The organism is Comamonas sp. SY3 (genome assembly GCF_041730275.1).
Taxonomy (GTDB): domain Bacteria; phylum Pseudomonadota; class Gammaproteobacteria; order Burkholderiales; family Burkholderiaceae_C; genus Comamonas; species Comamonas sediminis.
Genome location: NZ_JBGTYN010000003.1, coordinates 214,367 through 235,818, shown reverse-complemented (window position 1 = coordinate 235,818; position 21,452 = coordinate 214,367). Strand labels below are relative to the sequence as shown.

Below are 21,452 nucleotides of genomic sequence, written 5' to 3'. Positions count from 1 at the left end.
ACGCGGTACTTGCTTGAAATCCTAGTGCAATAGGATTTATGGCGGCATAGTCAGCCACGTTGGTGGAAAACGAGCGTGTTAACTGCAGCCAGAGTACGACTGCATGCCTGAAGCGGAAGTGCGCCAGCAGACGTAAAAACAGCCGCTTTCGCGGCTGTTTGTAGGGAGGCATTAGGCTGAAGCTAAGCAACGGTCAAAAGAGAGGGTGCTAAAACGGCGCCTCAGTCTTTGACGGCCCATGGGCCATCACACATCAATATTCCCCGCTCGCAGCGCATTGGTCTCGATAAAGTCACGGCGTGGTTCCACCTCGTCGCCCATCAGCATCGTGAAGACGCGGTCGGCTTCGATGGCGTCGCCGACCTTGACTTGCAGCAGGCTGCGGACCTCGGGGTCCATCGTGGTTTCCCAGAGCTGCTCGGGGTTCATCTCGCCCAGGCCCTTGTAGCGCTGGCGGGCGGTGGTGCGTTCGGCCTCGCTGATGAGCCATTGCATGGCCTGGCGGAAGTCGGTGACCTTCTCCATCTTGGCTTTTTCGCCTTCGCCCCGGGTGACCTTGGCGCCTTCGGCGAGCAGGCCGTGGAAGTTCTGGGCTTCGGCGGCCAATGCGGCGTAGTCCTGGCCTTCGACGAACTCCTGGGTCAGGATGGAGCTCTTGATGTTGCCGTGGTGGTGGCGGCTGATGCGCAGGATCGGCTTTTCGGTGTGCGGATCGAGCTCACCGGTCACCTCGGCGGGCACGCCGGTGGTGGTCAGCTCGCGCAGCTTGGCTTCCAGCACAGGGGCGCAGACCATGGCATCGTCCAGCGTGTCGAGGCGGATCTGCACGCCGTCGGCGATGGCGCGCAGCGCTTCGGCGTCGAGGTAGGACGATAGGCGCTCAATGACGGTTTCGGCTGCCAGGTGCATGGCCGCCAGGCGGCTGAGCTCTTCCCCATCGATGTTGCGCGGGTTGGCGCCGCCGGTGCTGACGCTGGCGCCTTGCAGCGCCACGCGCAGCAGGAACTGGTTCAGCGCGGGGCCGTCCTTCAGGTACAGCTCTTCCTTGCCGTTCTTGACCTTGTACAGCGGCGGCTGCGCAATGTAGATGTGGCCGGCTTCGACCAGGTCCGGCATCTGGCGGTAGAAGAAGGTCAGCAGCAGGGTGCGGATGTGGGCGCCGTCGACGTCCGCATCGGTCATGATGATGATGCGGTGGTAGCGCAGCTTGGCGAGGTTGTAGTCATCGCTGCTGCTCTTGCCCGACTCTTCGCTGACCTTGCCGATGCCGGTGCCCAGCGCGGTGATCAGGGTGACGATTTCGCTGCTGGAGAGCAGTTTCTCGTAGCGGGCTTTTTCCACGTTCAGGATCTTGCCGCGCAGCGGCAGGATGGCCTGGAACTTGCGGTCGCGCCCTTGCTTGGCCGAGCCCCCTGCGGAGTCACCCTCGACGATGTAGATTTCAGACAGCGCCGGGTCTTTTTCCTGGCAGTCGGCCAGCTTGCCGGGCAGGCCCATGCCGTCGAGCACGCCTTTGCGGCGCGTCATTTCACGGGCCTTGCGGGCGGCTTCGCGGGCGCGGGCAGCTTCAACGATCTTGTTGCAGATGATCTTCGCGTCGTTGGGCTTTTCTTCCAGGTACTCGGTCAGCAGTTTGCCGACGATGTCTTCAACCGGCGCGCGCACTTCGCTGGAGACCAGCTTGTCCTTGGTCTGGCTGCTGAACTTGGGCTCAGGCACCTTGACGCTGAGCACCGCGCACAGGCCTTCGCGCATGTCGTCGCCGGTGACTTCAACCTTGGCCTTCTTGGCCAGCTCGTTGTCGGCAATGTACTTGCCGATGACGCGGGTCATCGCCGCGCGCAGGCCGGTCAAATGGGTGCCGCCATCGCGCTGGGGGATGTTGTTGGTGAAGCACAGCACCTGCTCGTTGTAGCCGTCGTTCCACTGCATGGCCACTTCGACACCGATCTCGGTGCCGGGGATGCCGCCATAGGTTTCAGCCGGGCGGCTGCCCTCGGCGTGGAACACGGTGGGGTGCAGCACTTTCTTGGTGCCGTTGATGAACTCGACAAAGCCCTGCACGCCGCCGGCGCCGGAGAAGTCGTCTTCCTTGCCGTCGCGCTCGTCCTTGAGGCGGATGCGCACGCCGTTGTTCAGGAAGGACAGCTCGCGCAGGCGCTTGGCCAGCACTTCGTAGCGGAACTCGTAGTTTTCCTTGAAGATTTCCTGGTCGGGCAGGAAGTGCACTTCGGTGCCGCGCTTCTCGGTCGCGCCGACGATGCGCATGGGCGAGATTTCCACGCCCCCGACGACTTCGATCAAACGGTTTTGCACAAAGCCGCGCGAGAAGTCGATCTGGTGCACCTGGCCTTCGCGGCGCACGATGAGCTTGAGCTTGATGGACAGCGCGTTCACGCAGGAAACGCCCACGCCGTGCAGACCGCCCGAGACCTTGTAGCTGTTCTGGTTGAACTTGCCGCCCGCATGCAGCTCGGTCAGTGCGATTTCAGCGGCCGAGCGCTTGGGCTCGTGCTTGTCATCCATCTTCACGCCGGTGGGAATGCCGCGGCCGTTGTCCACCACCGACAGCGAGCCGTCGGCATGGATGGTCACCAGGATGTCGTCGCAATAGCCGGCCAGGGCCTCGTCGATGGAGTTGTCCACCACTTCGAACACGAGGTGGTGCAGGCCGGTGCCGTCCGAGGTATCGCCGATGTACATGCCCGGGCGTTTGCGCACAGCCTCCAGCCCTTCCAGGATCTGGATGGCGCCTTCGCCATAGCCGCTGGCATCGGGGCGTGGCGTGCTGGGGGTTTGTTCCGGCTGGTTTTCTGCGGTCATGAAGCTGCCTTGGTACTGCACTGGCAGGGCGCGGCGCCCTGCCATGTCTTTGAATCAAATAAATCTCGGTCCTGCGCCGGCCTGCATCTGCGAGCCGGCGCGCGGGTCGTGTCCGTCGCTTACATGCGCATCGGCATGACCACGTACTTGAAGGTATCGTTTTCCGGGTTGGTGATCAGCGCCGAGTTGTTGTTGTCGGCAAAGTCGATGCGCACCATGTCCTGGCCCATGTTGGAGAGCACATCGATCAGGTAGGTGACGTTGAAGCCGACTTCGACAGCCGGGCCGCCGTAGTCGATGTCCAGCTCATCCACCGCCTCTTCCTGCTCGGCATTGTTGGCCGCGATGCGCAAGGTGCCGGGCTCGATGGTCAGGCGCACGCCCTTGAACTTGTCGCTGGTCATGATGGCCGTGCGCTGCATGCTGGCGAGCAGCGGCGCGCGGCCCAATGTGATGCTGTTGGGGTGGTTGCGCGGGATGACGCGGTTGTAGTCGGGGAACTTGCCCTCGACCAGCTTGGTGACGAATTCCATGCCGGCAAAGGTGAAGCGCGCCTGGTTGCTGGCGAACTGCATCTCGATGACGGGCTGGTTGTCGCCGCTGGCATCCGACAGGAGGCGCTGGAGTTCCAGCACGGTCTTGCGCGGCAGAATCACTTCCTGCTTGGGCACTTCCACATCCAGGGTGGCGCTGGCAAAGGCCAGGCGGTGGCCATCGGTGGCCACCAGGCTCAGGGTGTTGCCTTCGGCCACGAACAGGATGCCGTTGAGGTAGTAGCGGATGTCCTGCACGGCCATCGCGAACGAGACCTGGCTCATCAGGTCCTTGAGCACCTTTTGCGGCACGCTGAACACGGGGCCGAAGGAGGGCGCCTCCTGCACCAGCGGGAAATCTTCCGCAGGCAGGGTCTGCAGGGTGAAGCGGCTCTTGCCACCCTTGAGGATCATCTTGGACTGCTGCGTCTCCAGGCTCACGGTCTGGTCGCTGGGCATGGTCTTCAGAATGTCGATCAGCTTGCGGGCACCCACGGTGGTGGTGAAGTCACCCATGTCACCGCCCAGCTCGGCCGTCGTGCGGATCTGGATTTCCAGATCGCTGGTGGTCAGCTGCAGCGCATTGCCGGTCTTGCGGATCAGCACATTGGCCAGAATCGGCAAAGTGTGGCGCCGCTCGACAATACCGGCGACCGACTGCAGTACTGCGATGACTTTGTCTTGTGTGGCCTTCAGAACAATCATTTCAACCTCTTGTCAAATTGCGGTGTTGTTGTGGACGGCAGCTGTGCACGGAGCCCCCTCTGCACCTGTCCCATTTGCCATTGTGCCTGCGGCGCGCAGGCAATTGGCGAAAACAAAAAATTCCATCGGCTAGCCCTTGAGGGTCTGCTCCAGCACGTGCAATTGCTGGTTCAGCTCGGTCAGTTGCTGGCGCTCGCCACCAATTTTGCGCACGGCGTGCAGCACGGTGGTGTGGTCGCGGCCGCCAAACAGCTCGCCAATCTCCGGCAGGCTCTTCTGGGTCAGCTCCTTGGCCAGGTACATCGCAATCTGGCGCGGGCGGGCAATGCTGGCCGGGCGCTTCTTGCTGTACATGTCGGCGACCTTGATCTTGTAGTAGTCCGCGACGGTCTTCTGGATGTTCTCCACGCTGATCTGGCGGTTCTGGATCGACAGCAGATCGCGCAGCGCCTCGCGCGCCAGCTGGATGGAGATCTCCTTCTGGTTGAAGCGCGAGTAGGCGAGGATCTTGCGCAGCGCACCTTCGAGTTCGCGCACATTGGAGCGCACGTTCTTGGCGACGAAGAAGGCTACTTCCTCGGGCATCTCGGTGCCTTCGACCCTCGACTTGTTGATCAGAATCGCAACGCGCATCTCCAGCTCGGGCGGCTCGATGGCCACCGTCAGGCCGGAGTCAAAGCGCGAGACCAGGCGTTCGTGGATGTTGGCCAGACCCTTGGGATAGGTGTCGGACGTCATCACGATATGGCTCTTCTTGGCCAGCAGCGCTTCGAAGGCGTTGAAGAATTCTTCCTGCGTGCGGTCCTTGTTGGCGAAGAACTGCACATCGTCGATCAGCAGCAGGTCGAGCGAGTGGTAGCGCTCCTTGAACTCGTCAAAGGTGCGGCGCTGGTAGGACTTGACCACATCCGAGACGAACTGCTCGGCATGGATGTAGAGAACTTTGGCGTCCGGGTTGTCGGCCAGCAGCTTGTTGCCCACCGCATGCACCAGGTGGGTCTTACCCAGACCGACGCCGCCGTAGATGAACAAGGGGTTGTACAGATGGCCGGGCGAGGCTGCCACATGCATGGCCGCCGAGCGCGCCATGCGGTTGGCGGTACCTTCGACCAGCGTGTCAAAGGTGAGCACCGGATTGAGCCGGTTGCGGAAATTGCCGCTGGCGTTGCCGGTATCGCCCTCGGCGCTGCCCTGGCTCGCTGGGGCAGCGCTGCCGTCGCTGATCTGGATGCTGTTGCGGTACTGCTCGGCAGCACTGGCGGCGGCCTGGGCAGGGTTGCGGCTGGCCGGCCCGTACGAGGGGCCCAGGCCCAGGCCGGACGAGGTGCCGCTGCCTTGCGCGGAGGCGGCGAGTGCGCCTCCGCTGCGCAGCGGCGGGCGCACGACGGTGCGCACGGCGGCATCGCGCTGCGCAATGGCCAACTCGATGGCCACCGGTTGTCCGTAGGTTTCTTCCAGCATGGCGGCCAGGCGGCCGGTGTATTGGGCGCGGATCCAGTCGAGCTTGAAACGGTTGGCCACATAGAGCGTGACCTTGGACAAGTCGTCCGACACGACAGCGGTCAGCGGCTTGATCCAGGTGTTGAACTGTTGCTCGGGCATTTCTTGGGCGAGTTGCTCTACAACTGCGCGCCACAAACCTTGGCCCAGGCTGGCTTCATCCATTGTTATCCCACGGAAATATTCGTCCCCCACGCTGTTGTTGTTGTGGATAAGGGGGAAGGTTGATCGGCTGCCTATTGTAGCTTGTGCAAAAGTTATCCACACGGCGGACGGGTCTGCACATGCCCCATGCTCGGGTTTCCTCGATGGGCTGGCCGCCGACTTGGCAAAAGTCTGCGCATATTACAGAAAAAACCGAGGACAAAGCCAAGTAATTGCCAAGGACAGTAAACACTGCGATAATTTGCGGTTTCCCTGCATGTCAGGGCGAATTTTACGCGCGTGTCCGCCGCGCTGGCAGCCTGGCTTGCGCCATTGCCATGGGGGTGGTCCGCACTATTTCACCGGTGTTGCGCTTGAGCAGGGCTTGAGCTTGGTTGCCTTTGTGTTCATTCATTTGGGCGCAAGCAGCCAACAAACCGGAACCAAGCCTCTCTAGGAATTGCATCATGAAACGTACTTACCAACCTTCCAAAGTCCGCCGCGCCCGTACCCACGGTTTCCTCGTCCGCATGAAGACCAAGGGTGGCCGCGCTGTTATCAACGCACGCCGCGCCAAGGGCCGCAAGCGTCTGGGCCTGTAAGGCCAGCAGGGTGACAGGCACCTCTCTGGTGCCAGGTAGTGCACCAGTGGATGACACTTATGCATCGCCTTAAGACTCGCCCTCAGTTCCAAGCCGCCATGGCAGGCGGAACCATCGCCCGTACTGCGCACTTTGCGCTGCACAGGCTGGTTTTGTCTGCTGACGCCTCGGGCAGCGATGCTGCCCCATCAGGGCCTGGTGACCAACCTGCCAAGGTTGTGCCACCGGCTCTTTTTGCGTTTGAGGCGACCTGGCTGGGCGCCATGGTGCCCAAGCGCTGGGCACGCCGCGCGGTCACGCGCAATGCGATCAAGCGGCAGATCTATGCCGTCGCTGCGCTGCATGAAGCGCAGTTGCCGGTGGCCGCCCACGTGGTGCGCCTGCGCAGCACGTTTGACCGCAAGCAATTCATCAGCCCCAGCTCCGACGTGCTCAAGCAGGCGGTGCGGGCCGAGCTGATGCAGCTGTTTGCCCGGGCACACAGGAACAGCCTGCCCGCCAAAGCCGAGCGCAACGAGGGCGCCAAGGCGCTTAGCGTATGATGCAACGCTTGCTCATGGGTTTGGTGCGCGGCTACCGGCTGCTGCTGAGCCCTTGGCTAGGTTCTGCCTGCCGGTTCGAGCCCACGTGCTCTGCCTATTCATTGCAGGCGCTGGAACAGCACGGTGCTGCCATGGGCAGCTATTTGACGGTGCGCCGCCTGGTGCGCTGCCATCCCTGGTGCGAGGGCGGCCATGACCCGGTCCCCGCGCATCCGCGCTGGTTCAGTCGTCTGGTGACTCCCGCCGATTCATCCTCTTCCCCCTCTGAGAAGTCTTCATGAACGATATTCGCCGCACCATCTTGTGGGTGATATTTGGTTTCTCCCTGGTCCTGCTCTGGGACAAGTGGCAAATCCACAATGGTCGCAAACCCACATTCTTCCCCACACCTGAGGTGACGGCCCAGGCGCCTGCAGACGCAGTCAGCACCGACAACGGTCTGCCCGCTGCCAGCGCTACCAGCCCTGCGGCAACTGCGAACGCCAGCAACGTGCCCGGCACGGCAGGCGCCGATGCAGCAGCCCCCGCTGCTGCACGCGAGAAGCTGACCGTGGCCTCCGACCTGCTGCGCCTGACCTTTGACAGCGAAGGCGCATCGCTGGTGGGTGCCGAGCTGCTCAAGTACGCGGACCAGGACGACAAGACCAAGCCCGTGAAGCTGCTCGACGAAAGCGCCAACCGCGTCTACGTGGCACAGACCGGTCTGATCGGTGGCAACTTCCCGACCCACAAGACGGCGATGACCCTCAAGCCCGGTCCGCGCGAGCTGGCCGAGGGCCAGAACGAGCTGAACGTGGTGTTCGAGTCGCCCGATCTGGGCGGCGTCAAGCTGGTAAAGACCTGGACGCTCAAGCGCGGTGACTACGCCATTGGCCTGAAGCAAGAGGTGGTCAACACCGGCTCTGCGGCGGTCAACCCGCAGCTGTACCTGCAGCTGACGCGCGATGGCAACAAGCCTGCCGGTGAATCCTCGTTCTATTCCACGTTTACCGGCCCTGCCGTCTACACCGAAGCCAAGAAGTACCACAAGGTCGACTTCAAGGACATCGAAAACGGCAAGACCGACAGCGTGGACAAGGCAGCCGACAACGGCTACGTGGCCATGGTGCAGCACTACTTTGCCAGTGCCTGGCTGCTGCCCCAAGGCACGCAGCGCGACATCTATGTGCGCAAGGCCGGCACCAACCTGTACTCGGTCGGCGAGATCACCCACCTGGGTGAGATTGCACCCGGCCAGAGCAAGGCCATCGATGCGCGCCTGTTCGTGGGCCCGCAGATCGAAAAGACGCTGGAAGCCATCGCTCCCGGTCTGGAACTGGTCAAGGACTACGGCTGGGTGACGATTCTGGCCAAGCCGCTGTACTGGCTGCTCGACAAGCTGCACGGCTTCATCGGCAACTGGGGCTGGTCGATCGTCGCGCTGGTGCTGCTGCTGAAGATTGCGTTCTACTGGCTCAATGCCAAGGCCTACGCATCGATGGCCAAGATGAAGGCGATCAATCCCCGCATCATGGAGATGCGTGAGCGCCTCAAGGACAAGCCCCAGCAGATGCAGCAGGAGATGATGCGCATCTACCGCGAAGAGAAGGTCAACCCCATGGGCGGCTGCTTCCCGATCGTGATACAGATTCCCGTGTTCATCGCGCTGTACTGGGTGCTGCTGTCGTCGGTGGAAATCCGCAACGCGCCCTGGATCGGCTGGATCCATGACCTGTCGGTGCCCGATCCATTCTTCATCCTGCCGGTGCTGATGACCCTGTCGTCGCTGCTGCAGACGGCGCTGAACCCCGCACCACCCGATCCGATGCAAGCCAAGATGATGTGGATCATGCCGCTGATGTTCAGCGTGATGTTCTTCTTCTTCCCGGCTGGTCTGGTGCTGTACTGGCTGACCAACAACTTGCTGTCGATTGCCCAGCAGTGGATCATCAATACCCGCATGGGTGTGCCACCGCAGTTCAATCTGCCAAAGTTCAAGTAGCCGGCATTTGTCAATGCAGGGATTGCCTAGGCGGGCATTCCCGGATACTCCTCCCAAACGGTCGCATTTGCGACCGTTTTTTCGTTAGCATCAACTGTTTGAAAGTGTGTTCAACAAAATAGGGGTTCAGGTATGGCGAAAGTATCGGTTTTTCGACCTAGCGCGCTGGCGCTGGCAGTGTTGCTTTGTGCAGGCGCAGCCCAGGCGGCCACCTTGCGCTGGGCAGGTGCCAACGACATCCTGACCCTGGATCCGCACGCACAGAACCACCAGACCACCCATGCGTTCCTGCAGCAGGTCTATGAGCCCCTGGTGCGCTATGGCAAGGATTTCCAGCTGGAGCCGGCACTGGCCACCAAGTGGACCGAGGTGAGCCCCACCCAGTGGCGCTTCGAGCTGCGCAAGGGCGTCAAATTCCATGACGGCGCACCCTTCACCGCCGATGACGTGGTCTTCTCGCTGACCCGCATCATGACCCCGCCATCGAACATGATGAGCGCCACCCAGAGCATCAAGGAGGTCAAGAAGGTCGATGACTTCACCGTGGACCTGATCCTCAAGGGCCCCAACCCGATCCTGCTGCGTGAGCTGACCGAGGCGCGCATCATGAACAAGGCCTGGGCCGAGAAGAACAATGCCGTCAAGACCCAGGACTATGCCGGCAAGGAAGAAAGCTACTCCAGCCGCAACACCAACGGCACGGGCTCCTTCATCGCCGTCAGCTGGCAGCCCGATGTGAAGCTGACCCTGAAGAAGAACGCCGCCTGGTGGGACAAGCCCACCGGCAACGTGGATGAGATCGTCTTCACGCCCATCAAGTCGGCCGCGACCCGCACTGCGGCGCTGATCTCCAACCAGGTGGACTTCATGGTCGACCCGCCACCGCAGGACCAGGAGCGCATCAAGAAGACCGCCGAGCTGAAGCTGCTCGAAGGCACCGAGAACCGCACCATCTACCTGGGCTTGGACGTGTTCCGCGACGAGCTGCCAGGCGCTGGCACCCCGGGCAAGAACCCGATGAAGGATGTGCGCGTGCGCAAGGCCATGTACATGGCGATCGACACCGAAGGCCTGCACAAGCGCACGATGCGCGGCATGTCGATCACCGCAGGCACCATGGTCGCGCCAATGGTGCATGGCTGGAGCAAGGAGCTCGAAGAGCGTGCTGCCAAGTACGACGTCGAAGGCGCCAAGAAGCTGCTGGCTGAAGCGGGCTACCCCAATGGCTTCAACCTCAAGCTCGAATGCCCGAATGACCGCTATGTGAACGACGAGGCGATCTGCCAGGCCGTCACCGCAATGTGGACCCGCATTGGCATCAAGACCAGCCTGCAGGCCACGCCGATGGCCCAGTTCGTGACCCGCGTGATGAACTCCGACCCGAACGCCTACCTGTTCGGCTGGGGCGTGGCGACCTTTGATGCGCTCTACTCGCTGGACGCGCTGATCCACAGCAAGGGCGCCGCAGGCGGTGGCGTCTACAACGGCGGCCGCATTGCCGACAAGGAGCTGGATGCCAAGATCGACGCGCTGAAGACCGAAACCGACACGGCCAAGCGCGATGCCTTGATGAACGACGCGTTGAAGATGGCCAAGGACAACTTCTACACGATCCCCGTGCACCACCAGATCTTCCCCTGGGCCATGCGCAAGGGCATCGAGACCGTCTACCGCGCCGATGCACGCCCCATCCCCGCCTGGACCACGGTCAAGTAAGCAGCCGCTGCTGGATCCGACTACCCCAAAGCCTGCGCCAGCAGGCTTTTTTCATGGGCGTTTCAGTAGGCACCTGGGCGGGCACCGGGCCGGCCAATAGCCTGCGGTGCAGGCGGCTGGCGCAGCCGCCCGATAATGTGGGCCTTGCCCCACTAGCGCCAGAGACCTGCCCATGCTTGCCCGCCACCACGATCCGATTGTTGCCATTGCCACTGCCCCCGGGCGCGGAGCAGTGGGCATTGTGCGCGTGTCGGGCAAGGCGATTGCGCCGCTGGTCGAGCGCCTTTGCGGCAAGGCCCTGAAGCCGCGCGAGGCCAGCTACCTGCCTTTCAAGGCGGCGGACGGCCAGGCCATCGACCAGGGTCTAGCCTTGTACTTTCCCGCGCCGCACAGCTACACCGGGGAGGACGTGCTGGAGCTGCAGGCCCATGGCGGCCCCGTGGTGATGCAGCTGCTGCTGGCCCGTTGCCTGGAAGCCGCGCAGGCAGAGGCCGATAGCGGCAAGCCGCTGCTGCCCGGCCTGCGCCTGGCCGAGCCAGGGGAGTTCACCGAGCGCGCATTTCTGAACGACAAGATCGACCTGGCCCAGGCCGAGGCGATTGCCGATCTGATCGATGCCAGCACCGAGGCGGCGGCACGCAGCGCCAGCCGCTCCTTGACCGGCGCCTTCTCGCAAGAGGTGCACCGCCTGCGCGATGCGCTGGTGCACCTGCGCATGCTGGTCGAGGCCACCTTGGATTTCCCCGAAGAGGAAATCGACTTTCTGCAAAAGGCCGATGCCTATGGCCAGCTGGACCAGCTGCGCGCCACCGTGCAGGCCGTCATGCAGCGCACCCGCCAGGGCGCCTTGCTGCGTGAGGGCATCAAGGTGGTGATCGCCGGGCAGCCCAATGCCGGCAAAAGCTCGCTGCTCAACGCGCTGGCCGGCGCCGAGCTGGCCATCGTCACGCCGATAGCCGGCACCACGCGTGACAAGGTCGCGCAGACCATCCAGATCGAAGGCGTGCCCCTGCATGTGATCGACACGGCCGGCTTGCGCGAGAGCAGCGACGAGGTCGAGCGCATCGGCATTGCCCGCGCGTGGGAAGAAATTGCTGCCGCCGATGCCGTGCTGTTCCTGCACGACCTGACCCGCATGGCCGCGCCCGACTACGCCGAGGCCGACCGCCAGATCGCCGCCACCTTGCAGCAGCAACTGCCCGCCACCGTACCGGTGCTGCAGGTCTGGAACAAGGCCGATGCCATGACCGCCGACGAGGCCCGCCGCCAAAGCGCCGAGGCCGCCGCGCAGTTTGGCACTGCTGCTGCCGCTGCCCCGGCGGGCGGCCAGGCCCCGCTGGTGCTGTCGGCCAAAACCGGCGATGGCCTCGACACCCTGCGCCAGCAGCTGCTGGCCATGGCCGGCTGGCAGCCCGCCGCCGAAGGCACCTATATTGCCCGCGCCCGTCATGTGCAGGCGCTGCAACAGGTCGAAGAGCACCTGGACATCGCCTATGCCCAGCTGCATGTGGACAGCCCCGCGCTCGACCTGCTAGCCGAGGAGCTGCGCCTGGCCCAGCATGCGTTGAATGCCATCACCGGGGAATTCACGTCGGATGATTTGCTGGGGGTGATTTTTTCGAGCTTTTGTATTGGCAAGTGATGCGAAGTTCGGGCGCGTGCGCAGCGCCAGCGAGCATCTAGGGGATCTTCAAGCCTATGCCCTACGTATGGGGTTCCGCCGAGCTTTCAGCAGACGGTTAACGGCCTACGTGTAAGAACTGCTGCCGTTCATCGCGGCAGCAGCCCCCTGAGGCCACCAGCACCGAGGCGGTGATCCGCGAAGGCCAGCGCTCCGGCCCCGGGCGCGCCTGGCCCAGCCGGGACGATGCCCGCGTGCTGGCTGCCACCCAGATGCTGTCGGGCGGTGCGCATGCCTCGGTGAGCTTCCCGGTCGAGCGCTTGAGCCAGGGCGAGGACTACACCTATTTCTGCTCCTTCCCCACCCATGCCGAGCCTATGCGCGGCAAGCTGGTCGTCATCGACTAAGAGCCGCTAACACAACCCTTGATACGTCGTTGCCTCGCCGGCCGCGCCCTGCCTTGTCGTACTACTGTACTGCCTGCGGCAGGACGCCTAGTCTCAACCGCAAACCTTCGGTTTGCTGGGTCGTGTTACCGGCTCTAAACCGCTGAAGCAACGGCCCGGCCTCAGCTGGGCATGCGGTAGGCCAGCACTTTGAGCGCCCGGTCGGGCGAGACATCGGCAAAGATCGCGGGGTTGGCCACCTGCTCGATGAACTCCAGCGCCGGCGCCAGCTCGGCCATCTGGTCCTGCAAAAAGGCCAGCGGCAGCTCGGGGGCGTTCAGGCACAGCAGCGCAAAGCCGCCCGGCGCCAGCAGGTCGGGCAGGCGCTTGATCAGGCGCGCGTAGTCCTTGGTAGCCACAAAGCTGCCCTTTTGGTAGCTGGGCGGGTCCATGATCACCAGCTGGTAAGGCCCGGTGCGGGTGATCTTGCCCCAGCTGCTGAAAATGTCATGGCCCCAGAACTGGCCGCCGGCCAGCTGGTTGAGCCGGTGGTTCTGCTGGCCACTGGCCAGTGCAGCCTTGCTCATGTCGATATTGACCACCTGGCCGGCGCCGGCCTGCAGTGCTGCGACCGAGAACGCGCAGGTATAGGCAAACAGGTTGAGCACCTTGCAGCGCTCTGGGTCCGGCTGGCGCGCAATGAACTGGCGCACCCAGCGCCTGCCCTCGGCCATGTCTAGAAACAGGCCATGGTTCTGTCCGCGCAGCACATGCACCTGGTAGCGGGCATCGTCCTCCTGCACGGTATGGGGCTCGGGCAGGCTGCCCTGGACCAGGCGGGTCTCGGCCGCGCCCAGCGCCCGGCATTGGTAGACCCAGGTGAGCGGCTCACCTGGGTAGAGCTGCTGCCAGCGCTGCTGCAGCGCCTCGCCCACGCTGTGCAGCGCCTCGTCGGCCAGCGGCGCAAAGCTGGTCAGCACCACGGCCGGCGGGTACAGGTCCAGCGACAGGTGTTCGCAGCCCGGAAACAGGCCGCCTCGGCCATGGAACAGGCGTTGCGCCTGCTGGCTTGCGGGCATAGTGGCGATGGCCTCAAGTAATGCTTGCATGGATTCAGATGTCGGGAAGAGAAACGGGGGTGCAGTGCTGGACCAGAAATGTGGGCTGCGGGATACTTCTTACAAATATTCCCCGGCCCGCCCTCCAATTGTGCGGCTGCTCGGTTAGATTTCTTGGGTTATGAGTTTCGACAGATCACTGGTGGATCACCGCCAGGATTGAGGAGGAGGTTTTCATGTTCAGTAGCGCCAATGACATCAAGCCCCTGGTGACCGCCATCAACAACTGCCAGGACGAGGAAAGCATGATCAACCCGCTGACGGCAGCGCAGTGGGAGATCCTGGCCCCTTATCTGACGCAGACCCAGCTGGCGGCATCCCAGGTGTTGTTTCAGCAAGGCACGCAGGAGCGCACCTTGTTCTTCGTCGAAAGCGGCAGCTTGAGCGTGCATTTCGAGGACGAAAAGCAGCGCATTCGCCTGGCCATCGTCGGCGCGGGCTCCATTGTCGGGGAAGGCGCGTTCTTCTCGCACCAGCCGCGCAATGCCACCGTGCAGGCGGTGGCCGGCTGCCGCCTCTGGGGGCTGTCCAGCATCCGCTTTACCGAGCTGTGCAACCGCCAGCCCACCGTGGCCGTGGCGCTGGCGATGGCCGCCGGATCGGTGCTGGCCAAGCGCCTGGGCAACCGCAAACGCCGCGTTGCCGCAACATAAAAGCTTGGCATGTGTCAAATGGCACGCGCTTTTCTGACAAGTGTATGCAATACTCCATCCCTACAATTACAAATGCCTGTTGCACGGTGAAACGGGTGACCGTTTTGCATTCTGATCAGGGTAGGGAGTGGCATGTCTATATTTGCCAAATGGTTCAGTCGACCAGAAAAAAAACCGGCCGTGGCTGCCTTTGGGCCGCAAACAATGTTCGCCGAGCCGTTGGGCCACAGCCAGCACGATATGCTGGCCGCCCAGAGCCCGTTGGTGGGCGCCAAGTCCATGGCTGCGGCGTCCCCGCACGACAGCGCCGCGCCGCGGCCCGGTGAGCGTTCGGCCCGGCGGGAAATGGTGTATTCGGCGGTGCGCGAGTCCATGGTGCGCTCCGGCATTCTGTCGGCAGCTTACAAATTCAAGGTGCTGGCGCTGGACAAGCGCGCGACGCAGTTCATTGTGATGGTGGACCTGGCGCAGCAGCACTGCGCCTCGCCGGACAAGCTCACCCAGATCGAAGCCTTGATCGCCTATTCGGCCAAGACCCGTTTCGAGATCGTCATCACCTCGGTGTACTGGCGCCTCAACGCCCAGCTCGGTGCCGTCAGCAGCAAGGCACCCCGTGTCGCCAGCGCTGGCGCCGCGCCGTCCCAGGCGCCGATGGCACCGGTGCCGCTGGGCATGGACCCGGTCGATGAGGCAGAGATTGCCGCCTTCAAGAAGGCCTTGCTCGACGCCGCGATGAACCCGGTGCCGGCGCTGGAGGGGGCACCGGCCAGTCAGCGCGCCGCGACCAGCACCGCGCCACGGCCGGCGCCGATTGTCCCGCCCGCACGCCGTGCCACTGACCCGACCCAGATCGCACGGGAAGCGGCCCGCCGGGGCGGCGCGCCTGCGCCCACCGCCGACACCAGTTTTGGCGGCCTGAGCAATACCCAGTACGGCGATCTGCATTGAGCGTCCACGCCGCTGCAGCGCTGCAGCGGAGGCTCAGTGGCCCGCGAAATCCACCAAGGTGAACAGCGGCAGGCCTGCGTCGGTCAGCCGCTTGGAGCCGCCCAGTTCGGGCAGGTCGACAATGGCAGCGCCCTCCATCACCTGGGCGCCGAGTTTCTCCAGCAGGTTCTTGCCGGCCATCATCGTGCCGCCGGTGGCAATCAGGTCATCGACCAGCAGCACCTTGTCGCCGGGCTTGACTGCATCGGCATGCAGCTCCACGGTGGCGCTGCCGTACTCCAGCTCATAGGTCTCCTCCACCGTGGTGAAGGGCAGCTTGCCTTTTTTGCGGATCGGCACAAAGCCCACCTTGAGCTGGTAGGCAATGACGGCGCCGAGGATGAAGCCCCGCGCGTCGAGTCCTGCCACCACATCGGGGCGCATGTCGCGCGACATGTAGCGGTGCACAAAGGCGTCGATCAGCACATGGAAGACCTGCGGGTTCTGCAGCAGCGGGGTGATGTCCCGGAACTGCACGCCCGGCGCTGGCCAATCGGGAACGGTGCGGATGTGGTGACGCAAAAAGGCGTTGACGTCGGGAGCGTGCATGGTGGGGCCGGAGAAGGGGGAGGACCCGCACATGGTAGTGCATGTGCGGTTGCTGCAGTCCAGCGGCGGTGCTTTGTTAAGCATGTTTGGCAATGACCTGCGTCCGCCGGGGCGCGGGCGCTCCGATAAAATCGGCCTCCATGAGCACCCTACAGCCCAAGCGCCCCCTCGAAGCGGCGCAGATTCTGCGCCTGGCGGCGTCCACCTTCGCGATCGAGGCCGAAGCCATTGCCGCGCTGACACAACGCCTGGACGACAACTTTGTCCAGGTCGTGCAGCGCATGCTGGAGATTCCTGGACGTGTGGTGGTCACCGGCATGGGCAAGAGCGGGCATGTCGGGCGCAAGATTGCCGCAACCTTGGCATCGACCGGTACGCCCGCATTCTTTGTGCACCCGGGTGAGGCCAGCCATGGCGACCTGGGCATGGTGACCGGCCAGGACCTGGTGCTGGCCATCTCCAACAGCGGTGAGAGTGGCGAGATTTCGGTGCTGCTGCCGGTGCTCAAGCGCCTGGGCGTGCCCATCGTGGCGATGACGGGCAACCTGCAGTCCTCAATGGCCCGCCACGCCGACTGGGTGCTCAACACCCAGGTGGACAAGGAAGCCTGCCCGCTGAACCTGGCCCCCACGGCCAGCACCACGGCGCAAATGGCGATGGGCGATGCGCTGGCCGTCGCGCTGCTGGATGCGCGCGGCTTCAAGGCCGAGGACTTTGCCCGCTCCCACCCCGGTGGCGCGCTGGGCCGCCGCCTGCTCACCCATGTGGCTGACGTGATGCGCAGCGGCGATGAACTGCCTACCGTATTGCCCAGCGCCAGTTTCAGCGATCTGATGCGCGAGATGAGCGCCAAGGGCATGGGCGCGGCTGCCATCGTCGATGCGAACGGGCTGCTGCAGGGCGTCTTCACCGATGGCGATCTGCGCCGCCGTATTGAGGCCGGTGCCGATTTGCGTGGCCTGACTGCGGCCGAGGTGATGCATGCGGCGCCGCGCCAGATATCGGCTGACGCGCTGGCGGCCGATGCCGCCGCGATGATGGAGGCCCACCGCATCACCAGCGTGCTGGTCACCGATGCGGCCCGGCGCCTGGTGGGCATCGTGCATGTGGGCGATCTGATGCGGGCCAAGGTGATCTGATGGCCAGCACCCTGACCTTGCCCCCCATCACCCCCGCCCAGCAGTGGCCCGCCGGGTTGCTGCTGCGTGCCCAGGGCATCAAGATCGTGTTTTTCGATGTGGATGGCGTGCTCACCGATGGCGGCCTGTACATCAGCGAGCAGGGTGAAACGCTCAAGCGCTTCCACACGCTCGACGGCCATGGCCTCAAGATGCTGCGCGAAGCCGGCATCGTGCCGGCGGTCATCACCGGGCGTGACTCGGCGCCGCTGCGCCACCGCCTGGCGGCATTGGGCATCGCGCATGTGCGCTATGGGACCGAGGACAAGCTGCCCGCCGCCCAGGCCATGCTGGAGGCGCTGGGCCTGGACTGGCACCAGGCCGCTGCCATTGGCGATGACTGGCCGGATCTGCCGGTATTGCGCCGCTGCCAGCTAGCCTGCGCCCCCGCCAATGCCCACCCCGAAGTGCTGGGCGTGGCACACTGGGTGACCACCCGCCACGGCGGCGCAGGCGCCGCGCGCGAGCTGTGCGATGCTGTGCTGGCCGCCAGCGGTGCCTATGTCAACCTGCTCGATCGGTACGGACAATGAAATCTCGTGTGCGACGCCTCATGGACCTGTCGTCCATCTACCTGCCGGTGATCCTGATGGGTCTGCTGGCGCTGGGCACCTGGTGGCTGGTGCGCAATGCCCCCAAGCCGCAGAGCGTGCGTGAGGCGGTGGTGCCCGGCCACGAGGTGGATTACTACATGAGCGATTTTTCGGTGCGCAACTTTGACGGCACCGGCGTGCTGACCAGCGAGATCCTGGGCAACAAGATGCGCCACTTCATCGACACCGACACGCTGGAGATCGATACGGCCACGATGCGCTCGTTGCGGCTGGATGGATCCACGACGGTGGCGACGGCCGACCGCGCGCTGTCCAATGCCGATGGCTCGGAAGTGCAGCTGTTCGGCAATGCCAAGGTGGTGCGCAGCAGCAACAAGCCGGGTGTGCCGCAGATGGAGTTCCGGGGCGAATTCCTGCACGCCTTTGTCAATGAAGAGCGTGTGAGCTCGAACAAGCCGGTCGAGATCATCCGGGGCAAGGACCGCTTCACGGCCGATTCCATGGTCTTCAACAACATCACCCAGGTGGCCGAGCTCAAGGGCCGGGTCAAGGGTGTCCTGCAGCCCGCACGCTGAGCGCCCATGGCCACCCCCCTGAGCGACGCACCGCTGGTGCTGATCACCGGCGCCTCCAGCGGCATCGGCCAGGCGCTGGCCTGGCGCTACTACCAGGCCGGCTACCGGCTGGCGCTGGTGGCCCGCCGCAGCGCAGTGATGCAGGCATGGGCGCAGGCACAAGGCATGGACAGCAGCCGCTATGCCATCTATGGCGCCGACGTGGCCAATCAGGACCAGATCATTGCCGCCTGCGCGCAATGCCTGCAGCAGCAGGGCCTGCCCGATGTGGTGGTGGCCAATGCCGGGGTGAGTTACGGCATCGACACGGCAGAGCGCGAGGACCTGGACGTCATGGCCCAGACCTATGCCACCAACGTGATCGGCATGGCCGCGACCTTCCACGCCTTTGTGCGGCCCATGCAGGCGCGTGGCAGTGGCAAATTGGTGGGTATTGCCAGTGTGGCCGGCATACGCGGCCTGCCCGGCCACGGCGCCTACTGCGCCAGCAAGGCGGCGGTCATCAGCTACTGCGAGAGCCTGCGGGTGGAGCTGCAGCGCAGCGGCGTGCAGGTGGTCACGATCAGCCCGGGCTTTGTGGCCACGCCGCTCACCAGCCATAACCGCTACGGCATGCCGTTCCTGATGCAACCCGAGGCCTTCGCCGACAAGGCCTTCGCGGTGATTGCCAAGGCGCGCAGCTATGCCGTCATCCCCTGGCAGATGGGCTGGGTGGCCAAGCTGTTGCGCTGCCTACCCAATGCGCTGTATGACCGCGCGCTGGCCAACCGCCCGCGCAAGCACCGCCACCGCGAACGGGTGCAAGAGCTGCCGCCAGGCCGGGACTGACGCAGGTCTGCGCCGGCCATGAAAAAAGCCCCTGGCGGGGCTTTGTCGTTGCTGGAGGCGCACCGCCAGGGTGTGCCTGCAGACATCAATAATCGTCGTTGTTGTCGTAGCCTTGGTTGCCGCCGCGGTTGCGCGAACCATTGCCGTAGGGGCTGCGGAAGCCGCCATCGCGGTCGCCGCCGCGATCACCGCCACCAAAGCCACGGTCATTGCCGCCACGGCCGCCGCCGCCATCGCGACCGCCACGGTCGCCATAACCACCGCCACCGCCGCCGTAGCCGCCACGGTCACCGCCGCCGCCGTATCCACCACCACCGCCGCCGCCGTAGCCACCGCCACCACCGCCGCCGTAGCCACCACCGCCGCCACCGAAGCCGCCGCGGTTACCGCCGCCACCGAAGCCACCACCGCGTGGGCCGCCAAAGCCACCACCGCCGCTGCGGGGAGGACGGGGCTCCATCGGACGCGCTTCGTTCACGACCAGATTGCGGCCGCCCAGAGGCTGACCGTTCAGACCGTTGACCGCTGCTTGGGCTTCGTCATCGCTGCCCATTTCTACAAAACCGAAACCCTTGGAGCGACCCGTGTCGCGTTCCATCATCACCTTGGCGCTGGTTACGCTGCCAAACTGACCAAAGGCCTGTTCCAGATCGTTGTCGCGAACCTGGTATGGCAAATTACCGACGTAAAGCTTGTTGCCCATTTGAGGGACTCCTGATAACTCTTAAATAATGCGATAGCGCCCTGTAGAACACCGGTCATTCATCGCAGTAGCCCGATGGAGGAATACTCCATCCTTTATTTTCTGGCATAAAAACCGACAATGGCATAGTTCCGCCCCTCAGTTGTGGCGCGGAAGCTGCAACCAGATGCAAAAAAGGCCTCAAAGAGGCCTTTTTTTCGGGAAAACCCGTCATCTAACCGTCAAAACCCGTAAGAGGTTTTGCAGGTGAGGTGCTTAGTAGCTGCCGCCACCGTAGCCACCACGGCCACCGCCGCCGAAGCCACCGCGATCGCCGCCGCCGAAGCCGCCGCGGTCACCGCCGCCGAAGCCGCCGCGGTCACCGCCGCCGAAGCCGCCACGGTTGCCACCACCGAAACCACCGCTGCGTGGAGGACGGGCTTCCATGGGACGGGCTTCGTTCACAACCAGGTTACGGCCGCCGTAGCCTTGGCCGTTCACGCCTTCGATAGCAGCTTGTGCTTCAGCGTCCGAACCCATTTCCACAAAGCCGAAGCCCTTGGAGCGGCCGGTGTCACGTTCCATCATGACCTTGGCGCTGGAGACGGTACCGAATTGGCTGAAAGTGCTTTCCAGATCGCTGTCACGGAAAGAGTAGGGCAGGTTGCCCACGTAAAGTTTGTTGCCCATTTGAGGACTCCGAAAAAAGTAAAAAAAGCGATGGAGCCTGATGCAATCAACAAACCTGTGACAACTTCCAAGACGGATCACCGCGCGCTCTAGTGTACCCGGGGGCACATTGAGCTTCACCATTATGGGTGAATCGCCTTACGCTGTGTTGACAGTTCCCGCAAGCGGGGCTTGGTATTTTCCCTGGCGGCAGTGGGTGTTGCGGCGCAGCATCGCTTTTGGGCGTATGATGCGCCAGTCTTTGGGGAGTAGCCTGCCGGGCGTGCAATGCGCCGCGGAGTGTGCGTCAACAAACTTGGGCCTTCGCGGCCTATGGCGTACACGGCACCTTGTGATGAGGATGCTGGGCGAGACCATTGACCACGTTGCGATCCAATGCCGGAGTCGCGATGCGGTCAATGCTGTCTTGCTATATCCGGCTGCAATAACGATCCCCACACCATGGAAGCCTTTCTCCTCTCGACCGCTGTCGTCGCCCTTGCCGAAATGGGCGACAAGACACAGCTGCTCTCCCTTGTCCTTGCTGCCAAATACCGCAAACCCTGGCCCATTGTGCTGGGCATCTTTGTCTCGACCCTGGTCAACCATGCACTGGCCGGTGCCGTCGGTGCCTGGATCACCACGATGCTCGGCCCCGATGTGCTGCGTTGGATTCTGGGCGTGTCCTTCATCCTGATGGCCGGCTGGATGCTGATTCCCGACAAGATCGACGAGGACGAAGCCGGCAAGAGCAGCGGCCGCTGGGGCGTGTTCGGCACCACGGTGCTGCTGTTCTTCCTGGCCGAGATGGGCGACAAGACCCAGCTGGCCACCGTGGGGCTGGCCGCCAAGTACCCGGCTTCCTATTACTGGGTGGTCGCCGGCACCACGATCGGCATGATGCTGGCCAATGCGCCGGTGGTCTGGTTTGGCGACAAGATCACCAAGAAGCTGCCGATCCGCTGGATCCACCGTGTCTGTGCGGTGATCTTCCTGATGCTGGGCGTGGCTGCGCTGTTCACGACGATGGACTGACAGCGCTGGCGGCGCCAGCAACACCGGCAACGCTCAAACGCAAAGGGCTGGGGATCCTGCGATCTCCAGCC

At 63.7% G+C, this 21,452-nt stretch carries 21 protein-coding genes and 1 riboswitch; of the genes, 14 read left to right on the top strand and 7 right to left on the bottom strand.

The features are described from left to right. Positions 1–246: 246 nt before the first annotated feature. From gyrB to dnaA, 3 genes are all read right to left on the bottom strand, one after another. On the bottom strand, positions 247–2,823 hold the full coding sequence (gyrB, locus tag ACCQ08_RS05985) for a DNA topoisomerase (ATP-hydrolyzing) subunit B (RefSeq protein ID WP_373449196.1): 2,577 nt from the start codon (positions 2,821–2,823) through the stop codon (positions 247–249). A 119-nt stretch (positions 2,824–2,942) separates the two neighbouring features. Beyond that, complete coding sequence (dnaN, locus tag ACCQ08_RS05980) at positions 2,943–4,061, bottom strand: DNA polymerase III subunit beta (RefSeq protein WP_133856196.1); 1,119 nt, start codon at positions 4,059–4,061, stop codon at positions 2,943–2,945. A gap of 129 nt (positions 4,062–4,190) precedes the next feature. Next, on the bottom strand, positions 4,191–5,726 hold the full coding sequence (gene dnaA / locus ACCQ08_RS05975) for a chromosomal replication initiator protein DnaA (RefSeq protein WP_312414898.1): 1,536 nt from the start codon (positions 5,724–5,726) through the stop codon (positions 4,191–4,193). A 446-nt stretch (positions 5,727–6,172) separates the two neighbouring features. Between dnaA and rpmH the strand changes: the two genes are divergently transcribed. The 7 genes from rpmH to ACCQ08_RS05940 all read left to right on the top strand — a co-directional run bounded on the left by rpmH (position 6,173) and on the right by ACCQ08_RS05940 (position 12,574). Beyond that, positions 6,173–6,307, top strand: a complete 135-nt coding sequence (gene rpmH / locus ACCQ08_RS05970) for a 50S ribosomal protein L34 (RefSeq protein WP_084635723.1) — start codon at positions 6,173–6,175, stop codon at positions 6,305–6,307. A 59-nt stretch (positions 6,308–6,366) separates the two neighbouring features. Beyond that, positions 6,367–6,849 carry a ribonuclease P protein component gene (locus ACCQ08_RS05965; protein WP_373449195.1) on the top strand — a complete coding sequence of 161 codons (483 nt, stop codon included), beginning with the start codon at positions 6,367–6,369 and terminating at the stop codon, positions 6,847–6,849. After that, positions 6,846–7,130, top strand: a complete 285-nt coding sequence (gene yidD / locus ACCQ08_RS05960; protein ID WP_084635722.1) for a membrane protein insertion efficiency factor YidD — start codon at positions 6,846–6,848, stop codon at positions 7,128–7,130. The genes ACCQ08_RS05965 and yidD overlap by 4 nt, the downstream gene beginning before the upstream one ends. Next, positions 7,127–8,830 carry a membrane protein insertase YidC gene (yidC, locus tag ACCQ08_RS05955; protein ID WP_239809927.1) on the top strand — a complete coding sequence of 568 codons (1,704 nt, stop codon included), beginning with the start codon at positions 7,127–7,129 and terminating at the stop codon, positions 8,828–8,830. Before yidD ends, yidC begins: the two co-directional genes overlap by 4 nt. Before the next feature lie 132 nt (positions 8,831–8,962). After that, positions 8,963–10,546, top strand: a complete 1,584-nt coding sequence (locus tag ACCQ08_RS05950) for an ABC transporter substrate-binding protein (RefSeq protein WP_239809926.1) — start codon at positions 8,963–8,965, stop codon at positions 10,544–10,546. 172 nt (positions 10,547–10,718) lie between these two features. Continuing rightward, on the top strand, positions 10,719–12,188 hold the full coding sequence (gene mnmE, locus ACCQ08_RS05945) for a tRNA uridine-5-carboxymethylaminomethyl(34) synthesis GTPase MnmE (RefSeq protein WP_373449194.1): 1,470 nt from the start codon (positions 10,719–10,721) through the stop codon (positions 12,186–12,188). A gap of 170 nt (positions 12,189–12,358) precedes the next feature. Next, a complete protein-coding gene (locus ACCQ08_RS05940) occupies positions 12,359–12,574 on the top strand; it encodes a plastocyanin/azurin family copper-binding protein (protein ID WP_373449193.1) in 216 nt (71 codons plus the stop codon). A gap of 161 nt (positions 12,575–12,735) precedes the next feature. Here ACCQ08_RS05940 and ACCQ08_RS05935 read toward each other — a convergent pair whose 3' ends face one another. Continuing rightward, entirely contained in the window at positions 12,736–13,662 is a 927-nt protein-coding gene (locus tag ACCQ08_RS05935) for a class I SAM-dependent methyltransferase (protein ID WP_312414935.1), read from the bottom strand. A gap of 185 nt (positions 13,663–13,847) precedes the next feature. Between ACCQ08_RS05935 and ACCQ08_RS05930 the strand changes: the two genes are divergently transcribed. Both ACCQ08_RS05930 and ACCQ08_RS05925 read left to right on the top strand, forming a co-directional pair. Further along, positions 13,848–14,324: a Crp/Fnr family transcriptional regulator gene (locus ACCQ08_RS05930; protein ID WP_021024746.1), complete on the top strand. Its 477-nt coding sequence runs from the start codon at positions 13,848–13,850 to the stop codon at positions 14,322–14,324. A 180-nt stretch (positions 14,325–14,504) separates the two neighbouring features. Then, positions 14,505–15,272 (top strand): hypothetical protein, encoded by a 768-nt coding sequence (locus ACCQ08_RS05925; protein WP_373449192.1) that lies wholly within the window; start codon positions 14,505–14,507, stop codon positions 15,270–15,272. Between the two features lie 33 nt (positions 15,273–15,305). Here ACCQ08_RS05925 and ACCQ08_RS05920 read toward each other — a convergent pair whose 3' ends face one another. Further along, on the bottom strand, positions 15,306–15,860 hold the full coding sequence (locus ACCQ08_RS05920; RefSeq protein WP_133856207.1) for an adenine phosphoribosyltransferase: 555 nt from the start codon (positions 15,858–15,860) through the stop codon (positions 15,306–15,308). A gap of 140 nt (positions 15,861–16,000) precedes the next feature. On the opposite strand from ACCQ08_RS05920, the gene ACCQ08_RS05915 reads away from it, so the two are divergent. From ACCQ08_RS05915 to ACCQ08_RS05900, 4 genes are read left to right on the top strand one after another with little or no spacing between them, the layout of a single operon-like run. Beyond that, a complete protein-coding gene (locus ACCQ08_RS05915; protein ID WP_312835113.1) occupies positions 16,001–16,999 on the top strand; it encodes a KpsF/GutQ family sugar-phosphate isomerase in 999 nt (332 codons plus the stop codon). Beyond that, entirely contained in the window at positions 16,999–17,571 is a 573-nt protein-coding gene (locus ACCQ08_RS05910) for an HAD family hydrolase (RefSeq protein ID WP_239809915.1), read from the top strand. The genes ACCQ08_RS05915 and ACCQ08_RS05910 overlap by 1 nt, the downstream gene beginning before the upstream one ends. Beyond that, positions 17,568–18,167, top strand: a complete 600-nt coding sequence (gene lptC / locus ACCQ08_RS05905; RefSeq protein WP_373449191.1) for an LPS export ABC transporter periplasmic protein LptC — start codon at positions 17,568–17,570, stop codon at positions 18,165–18,167. The genes ACCQ08_RS05910 and lptC overlap by 4 nt, the downstream gene beginning before the upstream one ends. Before the next feature lie 6 nt (positions 18,168–18,173). After that, entirely contained in the window at positions 18,174–18,995 is an 822-nt protein-coding gene (locus ACCQ08_RS05900) for an SDR family oxidoreductase (RefSeq protein WP_239809913.1), read from the top strand. Between the two features lie 85 nt (positions 18,996–19,080). On the opposite strand, the gene ACCQ08_RS05895 is transcribed toward ACCQ08_RS05900, so the two are convergent. Beyond that, complete coding sequence (locus tag ACCQ08_RS05895; RefSeq protein WP_373449190.1) at positions 19,081–19,698, bottom strand: RNA recognition motif domain-containing protein; 618 nt, start codon at positions 19,696–19,698, stop codon at positions 19,081–19,083. Between the two features lie 255 nt (positions 19,699–19,953). Further along, positions 19,954–20,367 (bottom strand): RNA-binding protein, encoded by a 414-nt coding sequence (locus ACCQ08_RS05890; protein WP_256460942.1) that lies wholly within the window; start codon positions 20,365–20,367, stop codon positions 19,954–19,956. Between the two features lie 231 nt (positions 20,368–20,598). Next, positions 20,599–20,712, top strand: a riboswitch (yybP-ykoY riboswitch). 96 nt (positions 20,713–20,808) lie between these two features. On the opposite strand from ACCQ08_RS05890, the gene ACCQ08_RS05885 reads away from it, so the two are divergent. Further along, on the top strand, positions 20,809–21,381 hold the full coding sequence (locus ACCQ08_RS05885) for a TMEM165/GDT1 family protein (RefSeq protein WP_373449189.1): 573 nt from the start codon (positions 20,809–20,811) through the stop codon (positions 21,379–21,381). The last annotated feature ends 71 nt before the right edge of the window (positions 21,382–21,452 follow it).

What these genes read in the sequence shown, in the direction of transcription:
- gyrB (WP_373449196.1), bottom strand. Translation starts at nt 2,823, where the DNA reads ATGACCGCAGAAAACCAGCCGGAACAAACCCCCAGCACGCCACGCCCC.
- dnaN (WP_133856196.1), bottom strand. Translation starts at nt 4,061, where the DNA reads ATGATTGTTCTGAAGGCCACACAAGACAAAGTCATCGCAGTACTGCAG.
- dnaA (WP_312414898.1), bottom strand. Translation starts at nt 5,726, where the DNA reads ATGGATGAAGCCAGCCTGGGCCAAGGTTTGTGGCGCGCAGTTGTAGAG.
- rpmH (WP_084635723.1), top strand. Translation starts at nt 6,173, where the DNA reads ATGAAACGTACTTACCAACCTTCCAAAGTCCGCCGCGCCCGTACCCAC.
- ACCQ08_RS05965 (WP_373449195.1), top strand. Translation starts at nt 6,367, where the DNA reads ATGCATCGCCTTAAGACTCGCCCTCAGTTCCAAGCCGCCATGGCAGGC.
- yidD (WP_084635722.1), top strand. Translation starts at nt 6,846, where the DNA reads ATGATGCAACGCTTGCTCATGGGTTTGGTGCGCGGCTACCGGCTGCTG.
- yidC (WP_239809927.1), top strand. Translation starts at nt 7,127, where the DNA reads ATGAACGATATTCGCCGCACCATCTTGTGGGTGATATTTGGTTTCTCC.
- ACCQ08_RS05950 (WP_239809926.1), top strand. Translation starts at nt 8,963, where the DNA reads ATGGCGAAAGTATCGGTTTTTCGACCTAGCGCGCTGGCGCTGGCAGTG.
- mnmE (WP_373449194.1), top strand. Translation starts at nt 10,719, where the DNA reads ATGCTTGCCCGCCACCACGATCCGATTGTTGCCATTGCCACTGCCCCC.
- ACCQ08_RS05935 (WP_312414935.1), bottom strand. Translation starts at nt 13,662, where the DNA reads ATGCAAGCATTACTTGAGGCCATCGCCACTATGCCCGCAAGCCAGCAG.
- ACCQ08_RS05930 (WP_021024746.1), top strand. Translation starts at nt 13,848, where the DNA reads ATGTTCAGTAGCGCCAATGACATCAAGCCCCTGGTGACCGCCATCAAC.
- ACCQ08_RS05920 (WP_133856207.1), bottom strand. Translation starts at nt 15,860, where the DNA reads ATGCACGCTCCCGACGTCAACGCCTTTTTGCGTCACCACATCCGCACC.
- ACCQ08_RS05915 (WP_312835113.1), top strand. Translation starts at nt 16,001, where the DNA reads ATGAGCACCCTACAGCCCAAGCGCCCCCTCGAAGCGGCGCAGATTCTG.
- ACCQ08_RS05910 (WP_239809915.1), top strand. Translation starts at nt 16,999, where the DNA reads ATGGCCAGCACCCTGACCTTGCCCCCCATCACCCCCGCCCAGCAGTGG.
- lptC (WP_373449191.1), top strand. Translation starts at nt 17,568, where the DNA reads ATGAAATCTCGTGTGCGACGCCTCATGGACCTGTCGTCCATCTACCTG.
- ACCQ08_RS05900 (WP_239809913.1), top strand. Translation starts at nt 18,174, where the DNA reads ATGGCCACCCCCCTGAGCGACGCACCGCTGGTGCTGATCACCGGCGCC.
- ACCQ08_RS05895 (WP_373449190.1), bottom strand. Translation starts at nt 19,698, where the DNA reads ATGGGCAACAAGCTTTACGTCGGTAATTTGCCATACCAGGTTCGCGAC.
- ACCQ08_RS05890 (WP_256460942.1), bottom strand. Translation starts at nt 20,367, where the DNA reads ATGGGCAACAAACTTTACGTGGGCAACCTGCCCTACTCTTTCCGTGAC.
- ACCQ08_RS05885 (WP_373449189.1), top strand. Translation starts at nt 20,809, where the DNA reads ATGGAAGCCTTTCTCCTCTCGACCGCTGTCGTCGCCCTTGCCGAAATG.